Source organism: Dolichospermum sp. FACHB-1091 (genome assembly GCF_014697585.1).
Taxonomy (GTDB): Bacteria; Cyanobacteriota; Cyanobacteriia; order Cyanobacteriales; family Nostocaceae; genus Dolichospermum.
Map to the genome: position 1 here is coordinate 1 of NZ_JACJSB010000003.1, position 26,189 is coordinate 26,189.

The 26,189-nt window shown below is 40.0% G+C and carries 16 protein-coding genes, 1 tRNA gene and 1 pseudogene; 10 read left to right on the plus strand and 8 right to left on the minus strand.

The features are described from left to right. The first annotated feature begins 565 nt into the window (after nucleotides 1-565). The 5 genes from H6G25_RS02180 to H6G25_RS02200 all read left to right on the plus strand — a co-directional run bounded on the left by H6G25_RS02180 (nucleotide 566) and on the right by H6G25_RS02200 (nucleotide 7,406). A complete protein-coding gene (locus H6G25_RS02180; RefSeq protein ID WP_190391095.1) occupies nucleotides 566-2,308 on the plus strand; it encodes an FAD-dependent oxidoreductase in 1,743 nt (580 codons plus the stop codon). A 107-nt stretch (nucleotides 2,309-2,415) separates the two neighbouring features. After that, complete coding sequence (locus H6G25_RS02185) at nucleotides 2,416-2,649, plus strand: hypothetical protein (RefSeq protein ID WP_190391096.1); 234 nt, start codon at nucleotides 2,416-2,418, stop codon at nucleotides 2,647-2,649. 559 nt (nucleotides 2,650-3,208) lie between these two features. Next, on the plus strand, nucleotides 3,209-4,441 hold the full coding sequence (locus H6G25_RS02190) for an inorganic phosphate transporter (protein ID WP_190391097.1): 1,233 nt from the start codon (nucleotides 3,209-3,211) through the stop codon (nucleotides 4,439-4,441). A 375-nt stretch (nucleotides 4,442-4,816) separates the two neighbouring features. Further along, nucleotides 4,817-7,003 (plus strand): DMT family transporter, encoded by a 2,187-nt coding sequence (locus H6G25_RS02195; protein WP_190391098.1) that lies wholly within the window; start codon nucleotides 4,817-4,819, stop codon nucleotides 7,001-7,003. 331 nt (nucleotides 7,004-7,334) lie between these two features. After that, nucleotides 7,335-7,406 (plus strand) — tRNA-Lys (locus H6G25_RS02200). A 181-nt stretch (nucleotides 7,407-7,587) separates the two neighbouring features. On the opposite strand, the gene H6G25_RS02205 is transcribed toward H6G25_RS02200, so the two are convergent. Both H6G25_RS02205 and H6G25_RS02210 read right to left on the minus strand, forming a co-directional pair. After that, nucleotides 7,588-8,226, minus strand: a complete 639-nt coding sequence (locus H6G25_RS02205) for a 1-acylglycerol-3-phosphate O-acyltransferase (RefSeq protein WP_190391099.1) — start codon at nucleotides 8,224-8,226, stop codon at nucleotides 7,588-7,590. A 248-nt stretch (nucleotides 8,227-8,474) separates the two neighbouring features. Next, entirely contained in the window at nucleotides 8,475-10,856 is a 2,382-nt protein-coding gene (locus tag H6G25_RS02210) for a phosphoketolase family protein (RefSeq protein WP_190391100.1), read from the minus strand. A 379-nt stretch (nucleotides 10,857-11,235) separates the two neighbouring features. On the opposite strand from H6G25_RS02210, the gene H6G25_RS02215 reads away from it, so the two are divergent. Further along, on the plus strand, nucleotides 11,236-11,463 hold the full coding sequence (locus tag H6G25_RS02215) for a hypothetical protein (RefSeq protein ID WP_028089513.1): 228 nt from the start codon (nucleotides 11,236-11,238) through the stop codon (nucleotides 11,461-11,463). A 118-nt stretch (nucleotides 11,464-11,581) separates the two neighbouring features. On the opposite strand, the gene H6G25_RS02220 is transcribed toward H6G25_RS02215, so the two are convergent. Further along, nucleotides 11,582-13,174 carry a glycoside hydrolase family 57 protein gene (locus tag H6G25_RS02220; RefSeq protein ID WP_190391101.1) on the minus strand — a complete coding sequence of 531 codons (1,593 nt, stop codon included), beginning with the start codon at nucleotides 13,172-13,174 and terminating at the stop codon, nucleotides 11,582-11,584. Between the two features lie 245 nt (nucleotides 13,175-13,419). Here H6G25_RS02220 and H6G25_RS02225 point away from each other — a divergent pair, with 245 nt between their 5' ends. Beyond that, complete coding sequence (locus H6G25_RS02225; protein ID WP_190391102.1) at nucleotides 13,420-15,204, plus strand: bifunctional serine/threonine-protein kinase/formylglycine-generating enzyme family protein; 1,785 nt, start codon at nucleotides 13,420-13,422, stop codon at nucleotides 15,202-15,204. Between the two features lie 347 nt (nucleotides 15,205-15,551). Here H6G25_RS02225 and rsgA read toward each other — a convergent pair whose 3' ends face one another. The 5 genes and pseudogenes from rsgA to grpE form a co-directional block, all read right to left on the minus strand. Then, the gene (gene rsgA, locus H6G25_RS02230; protein WP_190391103.1) at nucleotides 15,552-16,619 is read right to left on the minus strand and encodes a small ribosomal subunit biogenesis GTPase RsgA; all 1,068 of its coding nucleotides are present in this window, start codon (nucleotides 16,617-16,619) and stop codon (nucleotides 15,552-15,554) included. Beyond that, on the minus strand, nucleotides 16,616-16,873 hold the full coding sequence (locus tag H6G25_RS02235) for a sulfurtransferase TusA family protein (RefSeq protein ID WP_028091637.1): 258 nt from the start codon (nucleotides 16,871-16,873) through the stop codon (nucleotides 16,616-16,618). The genes rsgA and H6G25_RS02235 overlap by 4 nt, the downstream gene beginning before the upstream one ends. Then, nucleotides 16,870-17,997 (minus strand): molecular chaperone DnaJ, encoded by a 1,128-nt coding sequence (gene dnaJ / locus H6G25_RS02240; RefSeq protein ID WP_190391104.1) that lies wholly within the window; start codon nucleotides 17,995-17,997, stop codon nucleotides 16,870-16,872. Before dnaJ ends, H6G25_RS02235 begins: the two co-directional genes overlap by 4 nt. A 640-nt stretch (nucleotides 17,998-18,637) precedes the next feature. Continuing rightward, nucleotides 18,638-20,443 (minus strand): annotated as a pseudogene (gene dnaK, locus H6G25_RS02245) (molecular chaperone DnaK); the annotation flags it as partial. Between the two features lie 219 nt (nucleotides 20,444-20,662). Beyond that, nucleotides 20,663-21,337 (minus strand): nucleotide exchange factor GrpE, encoded by a 675-nt coding sequence (gene grpE, locus H6G25_RS02250; protein ID WP_190391106.1) that lies wholly within the window; start codon nucleotides 21,335-21,337, stop codon nucleotides 20,663-20,665. A 316-nt stretch (nucleotides 21,338-21,653) separates the two neighbouring features. Between grpE and H6G25_RS02255 the strand changes: the two genes are divergently transcribed. The 3 genes from H6G25_RS02255 (at nucleotide 21,654) to H6G25_RS02265 (ending at nucleotide 26,179) form a co-directional block, all read left to right on the plus strand. Next, on the plus strand, nucleotides 21,654-23,657 hold the full coding sequence (locus H6G25_RS02255; protein ID WP_190391107.1) for a GspE/PulE family protein: 2,004 nt from the start codon (nucleotides 21,654-21,656) through the stop codon (nucleotides 23,655-23,657). Nucleotides 23,658-23,704: 47 nt separating this feature from the next. After that, nucleotides 23,705-24,805 carry a type IV pilus twitching motility protein PilT gene (locus tag H6G25_RS02260; RefSeq protein ID WP_190391230.1) on the plus strand — a complete coding sequence of 367 codons (1,101 nt, stop codon included), beginning with the start codon at nucleotides 23,705-23,707 and terminating at the stop codon, nucleotides 24,803-24,805. 150 nt (nucleotides 24,806-24,955) lie between these two features. Continuing rightward, a complete protein-coding gene (locus tag H6G25_RS02265; protein WP_190391231.1) occupies nucleotides 24,956-26,179 on the plus strand; it encodes a type II secretion system F family protein in 1,224 nt (407 codons plus the stop codon). Nucleotides 26,180-26,189: the final 10 nt, after the last annotated feature.

Consider the following 26,189-nt stretch of genomic DNA (forward strand, 5'->3'; position numbering starts at 1 on the left):
TGTGCCAGTAGTAGTTTTTGTTGCTTGTTTACCTTGAGTTCTGTCTTGAATCCTAGTAGCATGAAGATATTTTACAACAAAATTCCAATATTGTTACCATAGAGGTGTGACTTTGCATAGGAAGCATAAGTAGTTAATTGTTATTAATTGTTAGCTTTTGAGTTACTGTTAATTAGCCTCTACAGTAAATTCTAGAATCATAGCTTTAATTTCCCAGAACTTATGCAACTAGCACAAGGGATGCCTTCGACGAGCGCAGCTATCGCCGAGAGATAGGGAAGCAATCACTATTTAATAGTAACTCAAGTTGCTGGTTATCTGGTTGAGGCTAGTAATGGTTAATGGGTCATTGGTGAGGAATTTTCCGTTTTAATCCTGTAAATCCTTTAATCCTGGACATCATGACCCAGACATTTTCCCTAACTAACAACTTACGTTAGTATATAACCCACATTCCGCGCCCCCTCACAATCGGTTTTTTCGGATTTTTATCCATGATTGATATTGATGTTGTATTTTGTACTAATTTAGGGTGCATCAGATATCAACAATCCATGTATTTGTTATGAATCAAATTTATACAACCGATGTTTTAGTAGTTGGTGGTGGAACCGGTGGAACTGCGGCCGCTATCCAAGCAGCACGAAAAGGTGTAAAAACTATCCTAGTGAGTGAATTTCCCTGGTTAGGAGGAATGCTTACCTCTGCGGGTGTATCAGCACCTGACGGAAACGAATTAGAAGCCTTTCAAACAGGTTTATGGGGTGCTTTTTTACAAGAATTGCAACGTAGACAACCAGGAGGATTAGATCATAGTTGGGTCAGCTTTTTTAGTTATGATCCGCGTATAGGAGCAGAAATATTTGCCGACTGGGTGCGAGAATTACCTAATCTCCAATGGATTTCGGGAAAAGTGCCTTTAGAGGTTTTGCGAACAAAAGACTGTATCACAGGTGTACGCTTTGCAGACTTGACCGTTAACGCCAAAATAATTCTGGACGCTACAGAATTAGGAGATTTATTAGCTTTAGCAGAAATACCTTATCGTTGGGGTTGGGAATTACAATCACAATGGGGAGAACCCAGCGCACCAGCAAATTTTAACTCCCTGACCCAAACCTATCCAGTGCAAGCACCCACTTGGGTAGTGGTAATGCAAGATTTTGGAGAAAATACCTCCCCAGAAATTCTTCCAGCCCCTAACTATGATCCATCCCAGTTTACAGGGGCTTGGGATGACTATGGTTCAGAAAAATTTTTGAACTATGGACGCTTGCCGGCAGATAGATTTATGATTAATTGGCCTATTGCGGGCAACGACTACTGCCAAAATGCCAATCGCTTGCTAGATGCGGCGCTAAAAAAGCGCGAATTTATGCGAGAATGTTTTTGGCACAGTCAGAATTTCGCTCACTTCATTCAAACTCAGGTTGGTAGGCGTTACGGATTAGCTGTAAAACTTTTTCCTCATCCTAACTCCGCTTTTGCCCTCCATCCCTATTATCGGGAAAGTCGTCGCTTAGTAGGTTTAACAACCGTTTGTGAACAAGATATTTTGCCCTTAGCGAACGGTCAAACCGCCAAGCCATTTCATGATGCGATTGCTGTCGGTAACTATGCCAATGATCATCATTATCCTAATGTTGAGTTTTCACTGCAACCTAAATCTATTCGTTGGGGTGGAAGATGGACAGGAACACCCTTTACTATCCCCTATTCCGCGCTCATTCCCGCCGCTACAGATGGTTTTCTGGTTTGCGAAAAAAACATTTCCGTTTCCCATATTGCTAATGGGGCCACTAGACTCCAACCTGTGGTCATGGGTATTGGTCAAGCAGCGGGTATGGCTGCTGCTATGAGTGTTGTGCTAGGCTGTCAGCCCAGAGATTTACCCGTGAAGAGTTTACAGGCTGCATTATTGACAGATAACTATGCACCCGGAATCATTGTTCCCTTGTTTAACTTATCCACTAATCATCCTGATTGGTTGCACTGGCAAACTTATTATTTGCACAATCCAGAAGCTTATCCTACCGATGGTAACTGTCCTTGTATTTTTGACCAGACTGATAACAAATTAAACCTCAATTGCTTTACAGGGAAATTTCAACGGCTGGATCAGCAAAACTACCAATTTAATATTACAAGAGAAACCAATTTAACTACAACAAATTGGCAACTTGTGGCATTGCGATCGCATATAGACCAGCAATTACAAGCTTTTCCATCAGAAAAAATACTCAAAGTCTGGGGACGGCCAAATTCGTCCGGGAATTGGTTGCTCGTTGAGCATCTTGAAGAAGTATAAAATTAACTTTTATTCAGTAAAATACAATACTTTTTCTCAAATTTTCCGGACAGACATATAAATATTAAGCATTAGTGAAGTAGAGAGTTCTAAAATAGACATCTACTATGCGTGCTGCCATTTCACTTTTAGTATCGAGTCTGGTATTTGGCTCCTTAGCTTTTAACTGCGAAGCAGTACAGACTGATTTTTCCGTTCTGTCTAGGCTCAAGTCTGATTACCAGAGTTTCACCCTTGGTGAAACCAAGTTCAATCTGGCTGATAACTCTAAACCTAGCCCCAATCAACCAGAAACGCCCAATCCTCATCGAGGTAGTGGTCGCAGAGGCTTAGAAGGGTAACTTTAGGTATTGTCAGTTTTGTTATTTAACAGTTAGTTGGAGCTTAATAACTGCCAACGATAGCGAAGCACTGTTGCCAGGAATTCAATCGGATATTTCAATTTCTACCTGCTACTTCTTGTATTGAGATGACATAGACAGTTACAGCACTACACTTATTGAATTCTATTGTTCAAGGTTTTCCTTTCACTGGCATCAGATATAGATAGTTACAAGCACTATATGCACTATATCTTTTATCAGTCCCATGGCTGCTGGGTCACTACGCAAGCTATGAGTATTTCAATTCCTCTGCTAAAAACATAGACGGTTAGAGCACTTCATCCCTCGAAAATTGTTCAATATCCTATCAAAACATCCGGTAATTACTCAAACATTTCTGATAGGGTGACGTAGTCATGGTTCAATATTTGGGCGTTAATCAGTTTTCAAGCTATTTTGTGAACCATTTTGCCTAGCCTACCAACTCGCCCGAATTTTTACAGCCAAAAACATGGAAAATATAAATCATTCATCACAATCTTTCTTTACCTGTTAGCAGGTGCGAATGGTTTATTTTATGGCAATACTTGTGATAGTCACCCTCTTAACCTTCTACGTCGCCTGGAATTTGGGTGCAAATGATGTCGCTAATGCCATGGGAACTTCTGTCGGTTCTAAGGCGATTACACTCAAACAGGCAATCATTATGGCTGGAGCGTTAGAGTTTCTTGGTGCTGTCTTATTTGGACAAGAGGTAACATCTACCCTGGGAACAAAAATTGCTAATCCAGCCTTGTTTGCTACTACACCACAAACTTTAGTCATGGGAATGATGTCGGTACTCCTCAGCAGTGGAATATGGCTACAAGTTGCCACATCCAGGGGTTTACCTATATCGTCGTCTCATGCCATTGTCGGGGCGATCGCTGGCTTTATTTGGGTATCATTAGGAATAGGGGCGATAGATTGGTCGTCTATCGGTTTAATTACCATTGGCTGGATTTTAACACCCATAATTAGTGGTACAATCTCCGCTGGTTTATATAGTCTAATTCAACACTGGATTTTTAACCAACTTCATCCCCTGTCCCAGTTACAGGAATGGATTCCCTGGTTAAGTGCATTGCTATTGAGTGTATTTGGTATTATTGTTATCCCCACAATCACGCAACCTTTGAGCCAGTTTTTACTCACAGAGGGAAAATTGAATATTCCCCCTCAGGACATTACCCTATTCATCACTGGAATAGCTGTAATAGCTCTGACTTTGATCAGTTGGCGACAATTAGTAAATACTGAAATTGACAATCAAATTCAAAGTTTATTTGCCAAATTTCAAGTTATCAGTGCTTGCTTTGTCGCGTTTGCTCACGGTTCTAACGATGTTGGTAATGCGATCGCTCCCCTAGCAGTAATTTACTACATCAATCAAGAAGGTAAAATCCCTAGTCATCAACTCACTATTCCCCTTTGGATTCTGCTTTTAGGTGCTGTAGGAATTGTGGCAGGTTTAGCAGTTTGGGGTGAAAAAGTTATCACCACCATTGGCGAAAATATTATTTCCTTAGAACCTAGCAGTGGATTTTGCGCCGAACTGGCCACAGCAATGACAATTTTACTAGCTTCCCGTTTAGGTTTACCCGTTTCCACTTCCCACGCCCTTGTCGGTGGAGTTGTGGGTATTGGACTGGTACAAAATCTTCAAGCTATCAAACTTTCCACTATCCAAAATATCGCCACCGCCTGGTTAATTACAGTCCCCATCAGCGCCGCCCTGAGCGCTATTATCTTCACTGTCGGTAATAGGTAATGGGTAATGGGTAATAAATAGGAAAATTCCTCCTCCTCGACCTCAGCCCCCACCTGTAAATTCTTGAATTTTGCCACACCCTCTGGAAAAGAGAGAAGATTTTTGCACAATTTCTGGCCATTAATCACTATAATTAAGAAGAAAGAGACATAAATTTAACTTCTCAGATGTTCTCTTAGCTAGCAGATGCTGGCGCGTTCATAACTATAATTCCCTAATCATAAGATAGGTACTAATCTTGTATAGGTTAAGTAAATTTATAAATCCAGTGAAATTGTTCAGTTTCCTCTATTTTATGAAGGAAACTTAATATAAGTGTTGATTCGTTATTCGGAGCAGCGACTTAATCATCAAGGTGTTAGAGGCTAGAAACTGATGGGGCGATTTGAGAAGCGACCAGAAAACCCACGCATTAGAGGTGAGCTATCCAGAGCCGCAGAAAATGCTCTGTGGGATGTAGTTGAGGATTTAGAAAATCTTCAACAAAATCTCTTGAGGACGTTACAGGAAGATGTAAAACGGCTAGAAGGGGAAAAAAACCGATTATCTCACGATATTCAAAAATTAATTGCGGAAAAAGAACAGTTACAGCAATCACGACAAATTACTGAACAGCAGGTGTTAATTCGTCAGTTAGCAGAGGTTTTAGCTAAACACATCTCTTCCCAATTACAATCCTCATTGAAAACTTTAGCTACCCAAGCCGTAGAGCATGACTTCTCTAGCCAGGTTGCGCTTAAAAATGATCAACTAAATAATAATGCAGTTAATGAAATCGGAGAGAATGTTAGTACCATGATAGACAGTCTTGATCATACTGTCACTAATGCCTTTAGTTCACTATCACAAGAGCTCAAAAACTATCAAAGTGATCTTTCTCAACAGTTGGCGCGGATGTATAGTCAACAGCAGCAAGGAGAAACGATATTAGCAGAGTTTGTTAACAGACTACGAAATGAACTAGAAAAAAATAGAGACACAAACTCTCTTAATATAGCAAATATAGCAACGGGAGGCGCACCAACAGTTTTACAATTGGCTGATAGTCTGCGTGACGAAGCCATAACTCATCAAAATGGTAGTGGGGACAAATCCTCAAAAAAAATTATTATTGAACCACTTGCTTTGATTCCTCATGAATTACCAGAGAGTGATTCTACATCAGTAGCAACAATCGCTATATTATCTCCACCCGAAACTAAAACTCCTGAACCCGATTCTTTTGTAAATCCAGATTTATCAACAACGTCGCCAGAAACTAAAACTCCTGAACCCGATTCTTTTGTAAATCCAGATTTATCAACAACTTCACCCGAAGATAAAACTTCTGATAACCTGCGTGGTGAAGCCATACTTGGTGCTATCTTGACTTCTAAGGTATTAACAGCACCATCGCTAGCAGATACCCCAACCGAACTTAATTCAACCTTAACTCATAAATTATCAACAGGAAGACCTCCCGCACCAAAATTAAGACGGGAAATAACGCCTAAGCAACAAACAACTCCAAAACAACTAAGATCCCGAACATCTCCCAACTGGTCACAGTTACAGACGGGTTTCTTCTTAATTTCTTTGTCTACAGTGGTTTCATCTCTTTACAACGTGGCTATTAAAGCGATTTTCTTTACAAGTCCTAATTCCTTGGGAGGATTGCAAACACAGCAGTTAATCTTACCGACATTAGGTAATATTTTCTTAATTTTAATGCTACGTTTATTAGTGGTTGTGCCATTAATGTTATTGCTGTCGCCTATATTACATCCCCCTATTTGGCAAGACCTAGAAAATTTATTTGTTTCATTACGGGGGAAAACAATTGCCGGACAAAAGACAACTAAACAGGCTTTATTTTTATCAGTAATTAGCGGTTGCTTATTATTTTTATCGCAGGTACTTATTTATCTGGCTATTGGCGAAGTGACAACGGGAATGGCGATCGCTCTTTTCTTTATCTATCCGGTTATGAGTGTTTTTCTGTCGTGGTTTTTGTTTCAGGAGCGTCCTAATTTACTGATTACTGGTGCAATAGCGGCAATTTTCGCTGGTGAATTGTTAATTTTAGGTAGTCAGTCTGTAGGGGTGAATAATACCTCATTAGGAAGCGCTACAGCCATTCTATCCGGGATAGTATTTGCGATTTACGTCATTGTTACTAGAATATGCTCCACTAAACTCAAACTACATCCCGTATCTTTGACACTAATTAACTTTACTACCATGTTGTTATTAAGTTTTATCTGCTTAATCATATCTTTACCAACTAATTTAGGTTTAGCAATTAACTCATCTAATGTACTCGAACTGATTTTAAGTGCTTTTATATTAGGTGTTTTGACTTTGTGTGGTTACTTATTCAATAATTTTGGCATTCGTAAACTAGGCGCTCCTCTTTCTTCTTTACTTGGAGCTACAGTACCTATTTTTACGGTAATTTTCGCCGGTTTAATGCTGCAAGAATCCCTAGATATTTTGCAAATTATGGGAATTATATTGCTTACAATTGGTGCTGCCGGTATTAGTTGGAAAAAAACGCCAAATCAGCCACAGCCCTCTAATTGATCAGGAATGGGATATAATTCACCCCTTCAATCCCAATTTTCACTGACTATCCTTGACTATTTTAGCTCACATTCTGCGCCCTGGCGTGTTACATAGTATTATCACTTAATTTTTTGTTGGTTTTTAGATACAAATTACGCCTTTCCGGTATCCTGTATCCGTTAATTGCTTGATGCTCGGTATATGATACAGCCTCATATCATCATAAAAAGCAGTAAAAAACGATTGTGACAGTTGAGGGTGCGGAAGATAGGTTAAATTCCAGCCAGCCAGTTTTTTCACTGGAACACTAGCGAAAAAGTCAAAAGTCTGATATTATAGCTTTATCAGCGGGTGAGTAGCTCAACGGTAGAGCAGTTGACTCTTAATCAATTGGTTGCGGGTTCGATTCCCTCCTCACCCATTAGCTTTCAGAATTTTGAATTGAATATGTAGGTATTGTAATAATTCCCGACTACTGAAAACAACTACCTTGGTGAAATGAAGGGGCGAGGTAAACCCGCCTTTACAGGAATCAGAAGGAGAATTTAAGAAGTTTTTTACAATCCTGGATCACCTCCAAAAGTGCATCTTCTTTTTAGACTTTATCTTCCCAAATCGTGCATTTCATTGATTACCGCAGCACATTTTTGAGTCACTCTTTCCAATTCTTCCTTATTAGTAGAACTGGGAGCGTCAATTAATTGACCAATTCTAATAGTCAAAGGTACGGGACGGGGGAAGGAAGAACCCGGTTGTAAAATCTGCTCACTTCCCCATAAACTTACTGGCAAAAAAGGAGCTTTGGCCTTAGCGGCGAGGAGTGCCGCACCTCTTTTTGGGTCAATTATGCGACCATCGGGAGTGCGTGTACCTTCTAAAAACACACCCACAGCCCAAGCATTCTCTAAATATTCCAGGGCGGAACGAATAGCATTCCGGTCAGCACTACCACGACTTACGGGATAAGCACCGTATAATTTAATTAATTGTGCTAAAACAGGAACCTTAAATAATTCTTCTTTGGCCATGTAAGCGATTGGACGACGAACACAATTTGAAATTATGGGTGGGTCAAAATAACTAGCATGATTACTGACAACGATAACCGCACCAGTTTGGGGGACATTTTCCGCCCCATAAATCTTGCCCCGAAAGTATGCGTGTAACAGGGGGCTAACTACCGACCACTTAAAGGCGTGATACAGTGCTAAACTAATCAAGGGTTCACGAGTTCTAGCCACGGAAAATAATGTAAACGAAACAGAATACAAGAATACACAATTAATTGACCAATACCTTATATATAATAACTTGGTGTAGCCATTCTCTTTTAAACTCTTTCGGAATGATGTACTTGAGATAGCTTTATAAGTTCAGTAATATCTTAGCACCTTCTGTATATGCGATCGCTCACATTTTAGCACAAGGAGCGATCGACTGTAATAAAATCAGTTTGGCTTAATTAGCAAAGAAAAAAGTTTTTTCCGTTCTAATACGGCCAAGTCCAATCGCGGATTTCTGGCATATCTTCGCCGTGTTTCCTGATATAATGTTTATGTTCTATTAGCTTATCTTGTAATTTTTGCTTTACATAAGCTGCTTGAGAACCTAATTTTGGTAAACGGTCTATAATATCTATAACCAAGTGGAATCTATCTAAATCATTCATCACCACCATATCAAAAGGTGTGCTTGTTGTTCCCTCTTCTTTATAACCACGCACATGAATATTCTGATGATTTGTATGCCGATAGGTGAGACGATGAATTAACCAAGGATAACCATGGAATGCAAAGATAACTGGTTTGTCAGTTGTGAAAATTGTATCAAAGTCTTTATTACTTAAACCGTGAGGATGTTCACTTTGTGGCTGTAGAGTCATTAAATCAACAACATTGACAACCCGCACTTTTAAATCTGGGAAATTTTGTCTTAAAATATCTACTGCTGCTAAGGTTTCCAAGGTGGGAATATCCCCAGCACAAGCCATAACTACATCTGGTTCACCATCTTGATCATTACTCGCCCATTCCCAAATTCCTAAACCTTTAGTAGTGTGTTTAATAGCTGAATCTATATCTAAATATTGTAATGCGGGTTGTTTACCTGCTACAATCACATTGACATAATTACGACTTTTTAAACAATGGTCGGTTACTGATAATAAGGTGTTAGCATCTGGGGGAAGATAAACGCGAATGATTTCTGATTTTTTGTTAACTACATGATCAATAAAACCAGGATCTTGGTGAGAAAAACCATTATGATCTTGTCGCCAAACATGAGAAGTGAGAAGATAATTTAAAGAAGCAATTGGTCTTCTCCAGGTAATATGACGAGTTGTTTTCAACCATTTAGCGTGTTGGTTGAACATCGAATCAACGATGTGAATAAAAGCTTCGTAACAGGAGAAGAAACCATGACGACCTGTTAATAAATATCCTTCTAACCATCCTTGACAATTGGTTTCGCTGAGGATTTCCATAACTCGACCGTCGGGAGATAAATGGTCATCTTCGGGGATAGTTTCCGCATTCCAAGTGCGGTTTGTCACTTCAAATAAAGGATCTAAACGATTCGATGCGGTTTCGTCAGGACCAAAAACGCGAAAATTGCGGCTATCTCCATTTAATTTCATTACGTCGCGCAGAAACTTACCCGTAACTTTAGTAGCTTCAGCGTTAATTGTTCCTGGTTTGGCTACTTCTACAGCATAGGTGCTAAAATCAGGCATTTTCAAATCACGCAGCAAAATTCCGCCGTTAGCGTGGGGGTTGTCTCCCATGCGACGCTGACCTTTGGGTGCTAGTTCTGCGAGTTCGGGAATGAGTTGACCGTTGGTGTCGAAAAGTTCTTCAGGTTTGTAACTTTTTAGCCAATCTTCTAATAGTCGCAGATGTTCCGGTTTACCAGCTATATCACTAAAAGGCACTTGGTGCGATCGCCAATAATCTTCTGTTTTCTTCCCGTCTACCTCCTTGGGACCTGTCCAACCTTTAGGAGTGCGTAAAACAATCATCGGCCATTGCGGTCTTTTTTGAAACCCATGTACCCGCGCTTCTCGTTGAATACCCTGGATCTCAGGAATAATTGTATCTAATACTGCTGCCATTTGTTGGTGAACTTCCGCAGGATCTGCACCTTCGACAAAGTATGGTTTATAACCATAGCCGATAAATAAGCTTTCTAGCTCTGCATGGGGTATCCGTGCTAATACTGTCGGGTTGGCAATTTTATAACCATTTAAGTGCAAAATTGGTAAAACCGCACCATCAGTAACAGGGTTAATAAATTTGTTAGAATGCCAACTAGTGGCTAAGGGTCCGGTTTCCGCTTCTCCGTCACCCACAACCGCCGCAACTATCAAATCAGGGTTATCAAATACCGCCCCATAAGCATGAACTAAAGCATATCCTAATTCTCCCCCTTCATGGATAGAACCGGGGGTTTCTGGAGCGACGTGACTGGGAATACCTCCAGGAAAGGAAAATTGCTTAAATAGTTTTTGCATTCCTCCCTCGTCTTGGGAGATATTGGGATAATATTCGCTATATGTCCCTTCCAAGTATGTATTAGCGACAATTCCCGGTCCACCATGTCCGGGTCCAGCTATGTAAATTGCATTGATATCGTATTTGTTTATAACTCGGTTTAAGTGGGCATAAATCAAATTTAGCCCTGGGGTAGTTCCCCAATGTCCTAATAGTCGGGGCTTAACGTGTTCTTGTTTAAGTGGTTCTCTCAGTAATGGATTATCTAGCAGGTATATTTGTCCTACCGAAAGATAGTTGGCAGCACGCCAGTAAGCATTAATTCTCTTTAATTCTGTATCTGTTAATGGCTTGGATGGGTTTTTGATTGCTAAATTCATAATCAACTCCAAAAAGGCATTTGCACCAAACGGGGTTATTGTAACATCGTTGCTGATCTAATTCCCGATACTATTGTGAATGGAAAAAAACCGAAATATGTAAATATGTAACGAAAAGTAAAGTTGCCCAAAACCTCTTTTCTATCCCCTGTTCCCTCGCCATAACGACAATTTTTAACGCCAACCTATTTATAAATTCAAGAACTTAAATAGGGCTTCCTAATTTTATATCAGTGTGTTTTGTTACGAAATAATTACAGTAGTGATTCCCTCACCTCTTTGCCGGGTATACACACCAAAAAACAATTTGCAAGCTTTCTTAATAATCTGTTATATTTATTCACATAAGGTTACAAAAAGTAAAAACCGAGGTTCTCAAATGACTATTTTAATCTCTCTATTGGTTGTTGGTTGGGTAGCAGCTTCTGTTATTGGTTCTTTAGCATACTTCATGGGTGAACAAAGCAAGCCCATTCACGAACGTAATTGGGCTTCTGATAAGTTTGAAGCTTTAGCTAAATCTATTACTGGCTTAGATACAGACTATAGCCAACGCACTCCAGCCTATGCCATAGATGCTTACAACAGCCGTAATTTACCTCAATAGTATTTAATGGCAGCTTGACAAGATGTGTATAAAAATAACCCCCAGGATTATAACTGGGGGTTTTGCTTTTCTAGGCATAGACCTGACATGAAGAAAAAGTCGAGGATCTACGACTCCATTAAAATACAGGACGATAAACGCGATAGTTAATATTGGGGAAAATATTATCTATGGACTCGACTTTTTCTAGCCAACCACTATCAACTTTACCCACTTTCACATCTGCATACAATTTATTAAAACGCATTAAATGTGATCTAGTTCTTCTCACCGCATAGGGAACCATTGTTCCGGTCCGCATGATAAAAGCCCAGTCGGAAGATTGTGCTAATAACAATTCTCGCGCAGCTTGGTTAAGCGCCTTTAATTGTAACTCATCTTCTGCTTCCATTTGGGAAATTTCAATCATCCTTTCCGCAGCTTTATGTAAATGCGGGTAAACCCAAGCATTAGTATCATTCAACCAATATTCATGAAATCCCTTAAAGCCCCAACTCGACTGGGAAGGACGACATACTTGCTGCTGAGGATTAGCACGTAAGTAATCAGACAAATGGGTCATTTGATAAGTTTTTTGATCATACCACGACTTACGGAACAGATAATCAATAAACCAAGGACCCTCATACCACCAGTGACCAAATAACTCCGCGTCATAGGGAGAAACGATAATTGGTGGCCGACCCATCATACCGTGTAAACTCTTAGCTTGCTGCTCACGATTATACATGAAATTAGCGGCGTGTTCTGCGGCCTTTTCCTTTGCCCAGTAAGGATCATAGAGGGCTTTATCCGCAAGACCCAAGCCTCGACCAGTGATTTTATGATACTTAATACCTGTATTTTTCCGCTGTCCATTGGGCATAATATAGGGCTTAATATATTCATATTCAGCTTCCCAACCCAAATCTTTATAAAATTCCCGGTATTCTGCTGCACCAGGATAACCCACCTCAGAAGACCATACTTGCTGAGAAGACTCATGATCTCGACCAAAAGCTGCTACACCAGTCTCTGTAAAAATTGGGGCATAACTACCAAAACGTGGGCGGGGACGAGCGTATAAAATACCATGTCCATCTGTGAGGAAATAACGTAAACCAGCATCAGCCAGCATTCGTTCTACACCCTCATAATAAGCACATTCTGGCAACCAAATCCCTTTGGGGGCTTGGCCGAAGGTTTCCGCGTAATGTTCACAAGCTACCTGAATTTGCGCCCATACAGCCTGGGGGTACATTTTCATTAGTGGTAAGTAGCCATGGGTAGCACCACAGGTAATAATGTCTAAGTTATTACTATCTTGGAACTGTTTAAATGCTGTAACTAAATCACCTTGATAACGTTCCCATAACTCCCGCGCTTCATTAAACTCAGTTGCATAATGTTCCGCTAAATAACGAACATGACCATTATGGATATTGCGTTCGGCTTCTAATTCTACAAGCTCTTCTAGTTGGGCTAGATGAGCATCATAGCGTTCTTGCAATAGAGGATCACGAAGCATGGACACTAAGGGAGGTGTCATGCTCATGGTGAGTTTAAAATCAACACCATCTCGCTTTAAGCCTTCAAATACTTTTAATAAGGGAATGTAAGTTTCTGTAATCGCTTCATAAAGCCATTCCTCTTCTAGCACGTAGTCACTTCCCGGATGACGAACGAAGGGTAGATGTGCATGAAGTACAAGCGCGACGTAGCCTATAGCCATAATATTTTTCTGTGTGGTACTTGGAGGTTACAGACAAAAAGTCTGTGTGGGGAAATTAAGAATATTTTAAGACTATATAGGTCATTGGTCATGAATGCTAAGTTAATAGTTATTAGAAAAATATTTTGGCCTAGCACCGCTGCGCGGAAGTTAAACGGGCGGTTATAAACCGCGTCTACACAGGCAAAACCTCAAATCCTTAAATCAAGGTAAAATATCGAATAAACGTGCTAACTACCAAGATTATGAGCCTGTGCATCAATTCTAACTGCCCAAAGCCACAAAATCCAGATGATACCATCTTTTGTCAAGCCTGTAGCTCGGAAGTTTTGCTACAACAACGTTATCGGGTACAATGTCAGTTAGGACGGGGTGGCTTTGGTGTGACTTATGAGATTAACGAAGTCAGAACCAATCAGGCTAAAGTTCTCAAAGTCTTGATTAATAACGACCCTAAAGCTGTAGAATTATTTAAACAAGAAGCTGATGTTTTAAGTCAACTCCATCATTCCGGTATTCCTCATGTAGAATTAGACGCTTATTTTGAATATTATCCCTACAATAGCCAAAATCCAATTCATTGTTTGGTAATGGAAAAAGTTGTGGGAGAAGATTTAGAAAAATATATGCAAAAACGTGGTTTGCGTCCTATTAACCAAACTACAGCTATAGAATGGCTAAAAGATCTAATCATTATTTTAGAACAGGTACATAATAAAGACTTCTTTCATCGAGATATTAAACCATCTAATATTATGTTGCGGTCTGAAAAAGCCGAATTGGTATTAATTGATTTTGGGACTGTGAGGAAGGTAACATCTACAGTATTTAAACAACAAGGTGGTGTCACAGGAATAATTTCCGCAGGTTACACACCGTCGGAACAAATTAATCATAATGCTGTACCTCAATCTGATTTTTTTGCTTTAGGACGGACATTTGTTTATTTACTCACGGGTAAAGAACCACTTGACCCAATCATGTATGATTCCTATAATGAAAGATTAAATTGGCGGAATCATGCACCACAAATATCATCTATGTTGGCAGATTTATTAGATGATATGATGCAGCGTTTATATAAAGATCGTCCTCAAAATACTCAGGTGATTTTGCAAAGAATAGCAGCAATAGAAAAAGCTTTAAAACCCCAACGACCAAAACCCCAAGCACCAATACCTTCCAATAACCTTAAAACCTTTAGTTTTGAAGTTGTCACCACAGACGCACGGGGAAATATCACCAACCGACGCAACGCAAGCGCGAAATACTTTACAGAAGACTTAGGAAATGGTGTGACGTTGGACATGGTGGAAATACCAGGGGGAACATTTATCATGGGTTCACCGACAAGCGAAGAAAATAGATCCTCAAGTGAAAGTCCCCAACACCAAGTTACAGTTCCCAGTTTCTACATGGGAAAATATGAATTGACACAGGCACAATATCAAGCTATCATGCGAAGAAACCCTTTCAACTTCATGGGAAGAAACCCTTCCAACTTCAAAGGCGATAACCGCCCTGTTGAAGGAGTTAGTTGGAATAATGCGGTTGAGTTCTGTAAAAAGTTAAGTCAAAAAACAGGAAAAAACTACAGATTACCCAGCGAGGCTGAATGGGAGTATGCTTGTCGTGCCGGAACTACTACACCATTTTATTTTGGTGAAAGTATTACTCCAGATTTGGTAAATTATGATGGTAATCATACCTATGCTTCTGCACCAAAAGGAAAATATCGTCGGCAGACCACAGATGTAGGAACTTTTCCCCCTAACTCTTTTGGTTTGTACGATATGCACGGTAATGTGTGGGAATGGTGTCAAGATGACTATAAAAATGATTATATAAACGCGCCTACAGATGGCAGTGCTTTGACAAGTCCAAGCCGGAGCGCAAAGCTGCTGCGCGGTGGTTCGTGGTACGACACTCCTGCTTATTGCCGTTCTGCTTATCGCAGCTACTACAACCTCGGCCTCAGCAGCCTCGATGTTGGTTTTCGGGTTGTATGTAGTGGTGCGGCGAGGACTTAGTAGCCCTTTACACTCTTGCTCTTTTGCCCTCTTCTCTTTTTTTCTTTTCCCTTCTTAACCCACCGCCGTTAGGCGGAAAATATTTTTCTACAAAAATCTGGTTTTGGTGTCTTGATTCACTATAGCACAGATTTTTCATTTTGTCTGAATCAGGATTTCCAGGATTTAAGGATTTACAGGATAGTTAGTAAATTCGGTTCATTCAAGCAATACCTTGTCCAAATTAGAAAAAGCCTTGATTTGTAGGTTGGGTTGAAGCATGAAACCCAACGCTTATGTTGGGTTGTGCTGTCGCTTAACCCAACAAAGCAAGAAATGGACTTTAGCCCTGAGAGTGTCAATTAGTATTAATCCTCACTTTCTCGATATAATTCCTGTAAATCTTGTAATTGGGTTTTCCGGGAAACTCGACGATATTTTTTACTTTCTAGTTTTGGTTCGTACTGACTCTGACCTTTACCTTTAGATATTAATTTTAAACTAGATTCGGGGTCAGATTGTTGATTAATCTGGTTTTGATGCGCGATCGCATCATCTAAAAATTCTAAATAATGCTGATATCTTTCCCATTCTCCACTAACAGCACAATCAGGCTCATCTTTATGTATACAATTGCTAAAGCGGCAATGGGCAACAGCCAGACGTTTTCTAGCTTCTGGGAAATAGTGAATTAGTTCTTCAGGACTACAATCTAAATCAGGTTGATTAAAACCGGGGGTATCTGCTAATAAACCACCTTTCGGCATTTCAAATAATTCTACATGACGGGTGGTATGACGACCACGAGCTAATTTACCGGAAACTTCCCCTACCCGCAGGTTAGCGTCGGGAATCAAACTATTAATCAAGCTGGACTTTCCCACACCAGAAGGACCTGCAATCACAGTAATTTTATCCTGCAAATATGTGGCTATTTGATTGATATTAATGTGATTCTGAACGCTAATAAATAAAGGTTGATAGCCCCAAGCCAGGAGACGATCATTAATTTGTTGTTTTTCCAGGGAAGAAATTAGATCACACTTATTTAAACATAGTAGTACATCAACACCAGTAGACTCAGCTTTGATTAAAAATCTACTTAATTGTACAGGTTCTAAGGGAGGATCAGCAACTGCAAACACCAGCAGAATTTGATTGACATTAGCGATCGCTGGGCGATTTAATTGACTATGACGCGGTAAAACCTCAGCCACAGCCCCTCGTCCCCCAACCCAATCTGGTTCTTCAACAATAACACGATCTCCCACCATTACCTGTTGACCAATTTTTTTCAGGCGTGTTCTCCGCGTACAGAGAAGAATCAAAGGATCAGATCCTATTACTGACTCATCCATTTGTACGCGGTAAAAATTCGCCTGTACAGCCAACACCGTACCGAATAACTTTCCAGTAGTAACAATTTCCCTTGTCATTCCGTAACAACCGGACGACGAATAACCAGAGAAAAATAGCCTGAACAGTCGGTAATTTGTTCTACAAAATAACCAGCCATAGTCAGACTATCAGGAACTTGTTCTATAGGTTCACCAGCATCTAACCAGACCTCCAGTAAACCACCAGGGGGCATTTTTTCCAAATACAGTTTTGTCCGCACAAAATTAATGGGACAAGGAGTACCACGTAAATCGAGTTGAGCGTCAGGGGTTAATATAGAAGACCCACTCATGACTTAAACAAGCCTCCCAAGAATCCTTCTAAACCACCTTTACCTGTTCTATCCCCCTTAATTTTAGCCAGTTTTTCCAGGAGTTCCCGTTCATCTGGGAGGATCTTCGTGGGAATATCAATTAACACCGTCAACATTTGATCACCACGACTCACAGGATTACCCAAACGGGGGACACCACGATTTTCTAATTTCATCACCGTATTTGGTTGAGTTCCTGGGGGAATTACCAACTCCACTGGACCATCTACCGTACTTACCTCTAAACGACAACCTAAAATTGCTTGTAGGTAGCTAATTTTAATTTCCGAGATAATATTAATTCCATCCCGATGAAATTCTTGATCTTCATTGACAAATAAGTAGACATATAAATCACCAGGTGGTCCACCCCGTTGACCCGCATCTCCTTCTTGGGAAATCCTTAAACGCGTGCCATTATCTACCCCAGCGGGAACATTGATTTTTAGTTTCTTTGTCACCTGATTCGCGCCTTTACCACCACAAGCATCACATTTATCCTCAACTACTGTTCCTGTACCATCACAGGTGGGACAAGTTGATACTTGGGTAAAACTACCAAATGGAGTTCTTGTGACTCGTCTAACTTGACCTGAACCACTACAAGTTCCACAAGTGCGGGGACGAGTTCCTGGTTTAGCGCCCGAACCATTACAAACTTCACAGGTTTCTAAGTGGGAAATGCGGATTTCTTTTTCCCCGCCAAATATCGCTTCCCGAAAATCTAATTTCAGGTCTAGGCGCAGATCATCACCTCTCACCGGTCCGCTACGCCGTCTTTGTTGAGTTTGTCCACCTGGAGCGCCACCAAAGCCGCTGAAAATGCTTTCAAAAATATCAGCAAAACCACTGATGTCATCTGGAGAACCAGCACCAGCAGCCCCAGAAACACCAGCTTCACCAAAGCGGTCATAACGAGCGCGAACTTCTGGTTCTGACAGTACTTCATAGGCGCGGTTGATTTCCTTAAACCGCTCCTCAGCCCCAGATTCTTTGTTAACGTCTGGGTGATATTTTCGGGCTAGGCGGCGGTAAGCCTGTTTAATCTCTTCTTTGTCGGCGTCACGAGAGACACCCAGGGTTTCATAATAGTCTCGGGCCATATAGCAGGGTTAAAAGTTATAAGGAAGCAAAAGTACCGATAGCGTAGCTTAAGCCGTGGATAGCAGCTAATAGGTTTAAGGTAACACTTTAATTTTTGTTAATAATTAATCTTATTGGTATTTTTTGGCTAAAGTTTGCTCATAAGTACATAAATCTAGATTTTTAAAGCAACACGAAAGAAGGTAAACAAAGATGGTTATAAGCACTTCCTATTTTTTTGATTAGGTTTGGTTTTGGTTTTTGACCTATTTTGTCTATCAGACAATGTCAGCCAAATTTCCATTTTTGATCAAATTATAGCACTCAATTAATGATTAATTATTAACTATTGCTGCTAATTTTGATTAACCTTTTATCATTGTGCTACTCAGGTGTGGAAAAACCCACCCACGGATCATGGGAACTAGCCGTACCATGAGATGTGGAAAACCCAACCTATACTTTTATTTACATTTGTGCTATGTGTGTTCCCAATGGAGTTGAATTACTGACACTATTCACCTTTATTAAGTAGGTGAACGGAAAAAAACCGAAATATGTAACGAAAAGTAAAGTTGCCCGAAGCCTCTTTTCTGTTCGCAGTTAAGAGTTCCCTGTTCCCTCGCCATAACGACAATTTTTCACGCCAACCTACCTAATCTGTTCGTAAATATCTGCACCAACAGAAAGGAGAGTTTTTTTAAAATCTTCTACAAGTGTTTTCAACTGAATTATGGAAATAAGGGGGTTGTCCATTGCCATTTGTAGTTCACCAGCTTTCTCATTGAGCAAGTTTATCAGTTCCTGATTAAGTAAATTGCGGTTATCCCACAGTATTGTAGTATGATTAAATAACAAGTTATCAGCTTGATTTTTGATGTCCACTAATTCTTTATGTCTTTGGTCTTCTTGAGTAAACAACTCCGCTTGTTTCCGCATTTGCTCAACTTCGCTGCTACTCAAGGCACCTGTATTAGCAATCCGTATACTTTGTTTTTTCCCTGTACCTTTATCTTGTGCTGTAACATTGAGGATGCCATTCACATCAATTTCAAAAACTACTTCAATTTGTGGTATACCACGAGGAGCAGGAGGAATTCCACTGAGAAAAAACTTCCCCAGAGTTTTATTATCTTTTACCATTGCCCGTTCTCCTTGCAGCACATGAATTTCTACGGAGTTTTGTCCATCAATAACTGTAGAAAATACTCGGGATTTGCTTGTGGGAATGGTAGTATTACTTTCAATAATTTTTGTGAATATTCCTCCTAGTGTTTCAATTCCTAAAGATAGCGGTGTAACATCTAAAAGCAGCAGACTAGTTATTTCTCCCGCCAAAACTCCTGCTTGGATAGCTGCACCTATTGCTACTGCTTCATCTGGGTTAACGGAACGATCTAGGGCTTTACCATTGAAAAACTTAATTAATGCCTTTTGCACAGCGGGAATACGAGTAGAACCACCTACTAAAATAATTCTATCTATACTTTCTGGGCTGAGGTCGGCACTTTTGAGGGCTTGGAGAATTGGTTCAATAGTATCCTTAACTAGGTGCTTGGTCAGTTCTTCAAATTGAGCGCGACTGAGTTCCAGTTCCAGGTGCTTTGGTTCTGTGGCATCAGCAGCAATAAATGGTAGGTTGATAGAGGTGCTAATCATGTTGGATAGTTCAACTTTAGCTTTTTCTGCTGCTTCTCGCAGTCGTTGCATTGCTATCTTGTCTTGGGTAAGATCTATTTTCTCTTCTACCTGGAATTGTTCCACTAGCCAACTGACTATAGCATTATCAAAGTCATCTCCTCCTAAGTGATTATTACCAGATGTGGCTTTGACTTCAAATACTCCACTCCCAAGTTGGAGTATGGATACGTCAAATGTTCCTCCTCCCAGATCAAATACTAAAATTAACTGCTCTTGATCTTGTTTGTCTAAACCAAAAGCTAGGGCGGCGGCGGTGGGTTCGTTGATAATTCTTAATACTTCTAACCCTGCTATAGTACCGGCATCTTTTGTGGCCTGTCTTTGGGCATCTGTAAAATATGCTGGTACGGTAATTACTGCTTTTTCTACCTTGTCGTTTAGGAAGTTTTCCGCATCTTCCTTGATCTTTTGTAATATCATCGCTGATATTTCTTGGGCTGTGTAGTTCTGTCCGCGAATTTGCACATCTACGGTATTATCTCTACCTTGGACACAGTTATAAGAAACACGACCGCGCTCTAATTCTGTTTCTTCCCAACGGCGGCCAATGAATCTTTTAATGCTGTAGATTGTGTTTTCTGAGTTAGTGACGGATTGTCGCTTTGCTGATTGTCCGATTAGACGATCTCTATTTTTAGTAAAAGCAACAATACTGGCAGTAGTGCGTCCACCTTCACAGTTGGCGATTACTATTGGTTTGCCAGCTTCTAAAACAGCCACACAACTGTTAGTGGTACCTAAATCAATTCCAATAACTTTTGCCATTGATACTTTTTCCCGTTCTCAACCTTTCATAGCATCCCAAATCTTGATGAAATTTTGCACCAAAATCTCAAAACGATGAGAAGAACATATCAAGCTGGTGATCCAACATTAGATATGAATAAAACTCAATACTTGGTAGTAATCGTTAGCTTCTAGACCACTGTTAATTAACCTCCGGCTTTTAGCCGGGGTAAGTTTTATAGAATGGAGTGTTACAACCTAACCGTTATTTTCGGTGGACTGATCTTCTGGGGAAGACGATACATCTTCCTTGGGAGCAGCTACTTTCACCATTGCATGACGGAGTACGCGATCGCCAAAATAATAGCCGCGAACTAACTCTTCTAAAACTGTTCCTTCTGGATGTTCATTTGTGGCTTCTCGCATCACGGCTTCATGTAAATTCGGGTCAAATTGTTGACCTTCAGGACGCATGGGCGCTACACCTAAACGTTTTAGACAATCTACTAATTGTTTATAAACCCCTTGATAACTTTTATGAATTGTCATTTCACCTTCGCTTTGGGGTTTGAGGTGCGATCGCGCTCTCTCAAAATTGTCAACTACAGGTAATAATTCTGTAATTGTGTTTCGCTTTACCTGTAAATCTATTTCCTCTTTTTCCTTGCTAGTACGCTTGCGGTAATTCTCAAAATCCGCTGCGATCCGCATATATTGAGTGCTGCGCTCTTCTAATTGAACTTTAAGGGATTCAATTTGCTGGTTCAAATCTGAGAAAGCCGCAGTGTTGATCTCAATGGGCTGTGAACCAGCGTCGCCGCTATCTTCAGTGAGAAGAGTATCTTCATGTTGATTCATTTGGTTTACGACCTGCTCAGTAACCTTGCTGTCAGATTGGTTGGAGTTAATTTCCGATGGGGAGTCACTTTTCATGAGAAAATATGGTAGGAGGGAAACTTAGTCTTATATAGTTTACCTGTTTATTTTCGTTTACTATTATCTACTCTACCCATCAAACCCAATACCAAATACTTTTAACAGCACTAATTTAACTACCGAAATTATAAGCTGTCGCCAATTAAAATTGTATAATTTTCAGGTTCAAACCAACCCACCCCTATAGACTAGAAAGTTTTAAAAACCTAGATAGGTGGCTGCTTATGCTGTATTATGTTATGGTTATCACTATTATCATGATGTGATAAATAGTGACTAAAATCCGAGATTTAGCTACTTAACCTAATTGTTTATGACTTACTCTTCACCACAAGGAAATAGTACAGCACTGACTACAAGGACTGGGTTTTCGCCTTTCGGTAATAAACTAATACAATCTGGCTATCTCAATCATGAGCAGATGAAGCAGGCTCTGATCGAAAGCCGCAAATCGGGACGACAACTGACAGAAATATTAGAGTCCATCACTGGGCGAAAATTATCACCGGAATTTGTCAGAGCATACAAAAAACAACATTTATTTGAACTAAAAATTTTATACGGCGTTGAGGCTTTGGATCTAGAAGTCCAGCAGATTAACATAATACAGGTGGGAAGTTTAATTGAAACCCTTATTCCTGTGGATATCTGTCGTCGGTATCAGTTAGTCCCCTGGACGAGAAATGATCAGCAAAACCCGCCGTACGTTGTAGTGGCGATGGTTGATCCCGATCACCTAGAAGCTTATGATGATCTAAACCGAATATTTCGTTTTCAAGGCTTGTCCTGGCGGCGTATGGTAATTACCCAGGCAGATTACCAACAAATCATTAACCAATACTTAGATGAAAAATCTCGAAAGCAAAAGACATTAGATCAACAAAAAACCTATGATATTCAGTCCGATTTAGAAAATTTAGGCACTCTAGAATTAGATAAAAGTTCTGACGATGGTGTTGATCTGATTTCATCGGTAAGGGGTGCTGAAGATGCACCAATCATTAAACTTGTCAATCGTATCTTGTTGAAAGCTCTAAATGAAGGTGTTTCCGATATTCACATCGAACCTCAAGAAGAATATCTTCGCGTTCGTTTCCGCAAAGATGGGGTATTACGTGAGGCCTTTGAAAATATGCCTCAAAAAATCATCCCAGCAGTAACAGCCCGATTTAAAATTATCTCTAACTTAGATATTGCTGAGAGACGTTTACCTCAAGATGGACGTATTAGGCGGTTATTTGAAGGACGGAAGGTGGATTTCCGGGTAAATACCCTACCAAGTCGGTACGGGGAAAAGGTAGTCTTACGGATTTTAGATAACTCTTCCACCCAATTGGGTTTGGATAAGTTAATTTCTGATCCAGAAACCTTAAATATGGTCAAAGATATGGTTAGTAAGCCATTCGGGTTGATTCTGGTGACAGGACCCACAGGTTCTGGTAAAACCACTTCATTGTATTCGGCACTATCAGAAAAGAATTATCCTGGTATTAATATAAGTACCGTAGAAGATCCGATTGAGTATAGTTTACCAGGGATCACTCAAGTACAGGTAATTCGGGAAAAAGGATTAGATTTTTCTACAGCATTGCGGGCTTTCTTGCGTCAAGATCCAGATGTGTTACTGGTAGGGGAAACACGAGATAAGGAAACAGCTAAAACGGCAATTGAAGCCGCATTAACAGGTCACTTGGTATTAACTACTTTACACACTAATGATGCACCAGGGGCGATCGCTCGCTTAGGAGAAATGGGCATTGAACCGTTCATGATTTCCAGTTCTCTGATTGGTGTTTTAGCACAACGTCTAGTCCGTCGTGTTTGTTCTGAATGTCGGATTCCCTATACTCCCACTAGCCAAGAATTAGCTCGCTATGGTTTATCAGCTTCTCAAGAGACTTCTGTGACTTTCTATAAAGCTAATACCATACCACCTGAAGAAATACCCAGCCATAGCTCCAATATTTGCCCAAAATGTCATGGTATTGGTTATAAAGGGCGTTGTGGTGTTTATGAGGTGATGCGAATTACTGAAAACTTACAAACTCTCATCAACAAAGCAGCACCCACAGAACGGATTAAAGAATTGGCTGTTGAAGAGGGTATGAAAACCTTACTAGCTTACAGTTTGGACTTAGTCCGTCAAGGTACTACCACTTTAGAAGAAGTAGAACGAGTAACATTTACAGATACTGGTTTAGAGGCTGAATTAAAAGCTAAACGCAAAAGTGGTCTAACTTGTCGTACTTGTAGCGCGGAATTACAACCAGAATGGTTAGATTGTCCCTATTGTATGACACCTCGATTTACGGGTTAAGCCAACAAGTTTGGGTCTTGAATTTTTAAATGGAGCAAAGCAATAACATGGAAATGATGATTGAAGAATTGATGGAAAAACTTATTGATATGGGTGGTTCAGATTTACACTTATCCGCTGATTTACCCCCCTATTTCCGCATCAGTGGACATCTTACACCCATTGGCGACCACAGTCTCACAGCGGATGAGTGTCAAAGGCTAATTTTCAGTATGCTTAATAACAATCAGCGCAAAACCTTAGAACAGACATGGGAATTAGATTGTTCTTACGGTGTCAAGGGATTGGCTCGTTTCCGAGTGAATGTCTATAGAGAACGTGGTGCTTATGCTGCTTGTTTACGAGCATTAAGTGCTAAAATTCCTACCTTTGATACATTGGGTTTACCAGCTATCGTCAGAGAAATGTCGAAAAAACCGAGAGGACTAATTCTTGTTACTGGTCCTACAGGTTCGGGAAAAACTACTACCCTAGCGGCCATGATTGACTTAATTAACCGCACTAGGGCAGAACATATTTTAACAATTGAAGACCCCATTGAATTTGTTTATAAACCAATTAAAAGTCTGATTCATCAACGCCAATTAGGAGAAGACACTAAAAGTTTTGCTAATGCTTTAAAAGCAGCTTTACGGGAAGATCCTGATATTATTCTGGTTGGGGAAATGCGGGATTTAGAAACCATTGCTTTAGCAATTAGCGCGGCAGAAACAGGTCACTTAGTATTTGGCACACTACATACCAGTTCGGCATCACAAACCGTTGACCGGATTATTGACGTTTTCCCAGCAGAAAAACAAACTCAGGTGCGGGTACAGTTGTCCAACTCTTTACTAGCAGTTTTTAGTCAAACTTTAATACCTAAGAAAAATCCTAAATCAGGTGAATATGGACGAGTAATGGCCCAAGAAGTTATGATTCTTAATCCGGCTATTTCTAACTTAATTCGAGAAGGAAAAACAGCACAAATTTACTCGGCTATTCAGACTGGTGCCAAATTGGGAATGCAAACTTTAGAGAAAGTTTTAGCCGATTTATACAAAGCTGAAGTTATTTCTTTGGAAGCAGCCATGTCTAAAACATCTAGAATAGATGAATTACAACGTCTGATTGGCCCAACATTTCCGGCGGGAGCTAAAGTAAATTAATATAGGAATAATATTTGATTTATGAAAAGATACGGTTGGTGCGTCAGATATTACAAATCTGTTTATTGATAGAATTTATGCAGTAGTAAAGCACCCTACAATACCTAATTTTTTTCAAAAATCAAATACGAGTTCTATATTATGCCTATTATGCCTACCTACCTTGCTCGTATTCGTGACTCCCAAGGAAAATCAAGAACCGAAAAATTGACAGCTAATTCCCTCCCTAATGCCCGAACTAATCTTAGAAACCAAGGTTTTGTTATTCAAGATATAAAAGAATATCAAGAATTGGCTTCTCCCTGGGATATTAATAAAATTCAGAATTACTTTGTTAAGGTTTCTGTAAAAGATAAAGCAGTTTTTTCCCGGCAATTTGCTGCTTTAATAAATTCAGGTGTGGCTATAGTTAGAGGCTTGGGTATACTGTCTGAAGAGTGTAGTAATCCTAAACTTAAAGCCGCGCTGATGGAAATTAGTGCTGATGTTCAAACTGGAGTTGATCTCTCATCTGCTATGCGTAAACATCCTGAATGTTTTGATGGTTTGTATATCGGTATGGTGGAAGCTGGAGAAATGGGGGGTGTATTAGATGAGGTCTTGAATCGTCTAGCTAAATTATTAGAAGATATGGCACGATTGCAGAACCAAATTAAATCGGCTCTATCTTATCCAATAGTAGTAGGTTTTTTGGCAACTGCTATTTTTCTCGGGATGACAATTTTTCTAATTCCAATTTTTGCAAATATTTTCAAAGGTATAGGTGTAGAATTACCTCCACTGACGCAATTTTTAATGGCTTGTAGTGAAATATTACGAAGTTACTGGTCTATATTAATTATTGCAATTTTATTCGCATTATCCTTTGCCTGTCAGCAGTATTATAAAACCCCTACTGGTAAGTTAAATATTGATAGCATAGCTCTAAAACTGCCTTTGTTTGGTGATTTGATTCAAAAAGCTGCTATTGCTCGGTTCAGTAGGACTTTTGGTTCATTGACTCGCTCTGGAGTACCAATTTTAAGTTGTTTAGAAATTGTGCGGGATATATCTGGAAACCAAGTTGTTGCTAACGCTATTGACGCGGCTTATGAAGAGGTGCAACAAGGTGGTATAATTAGTGCCGCCTTAGCCAAAGAAAATGTTTTTCCACCTATGGCAATTCAAATGATGAGTATTGGTGAGGAAACAGGTAAACTAGATACAATGTTGGCGAAAGTTGCCGATTTCTACGAGGATGAAGTAGAACATTCCGTTAAATCACTCACAAGCATCATAGAACCAGTGATGATCGTTATACTAGGGGGAATGGTGGGAACAATTTTGCTGGCTATGTATCTGCCGATGTTCAAAGTATTTGAAAAGATGGGTTAAATTTCCGACT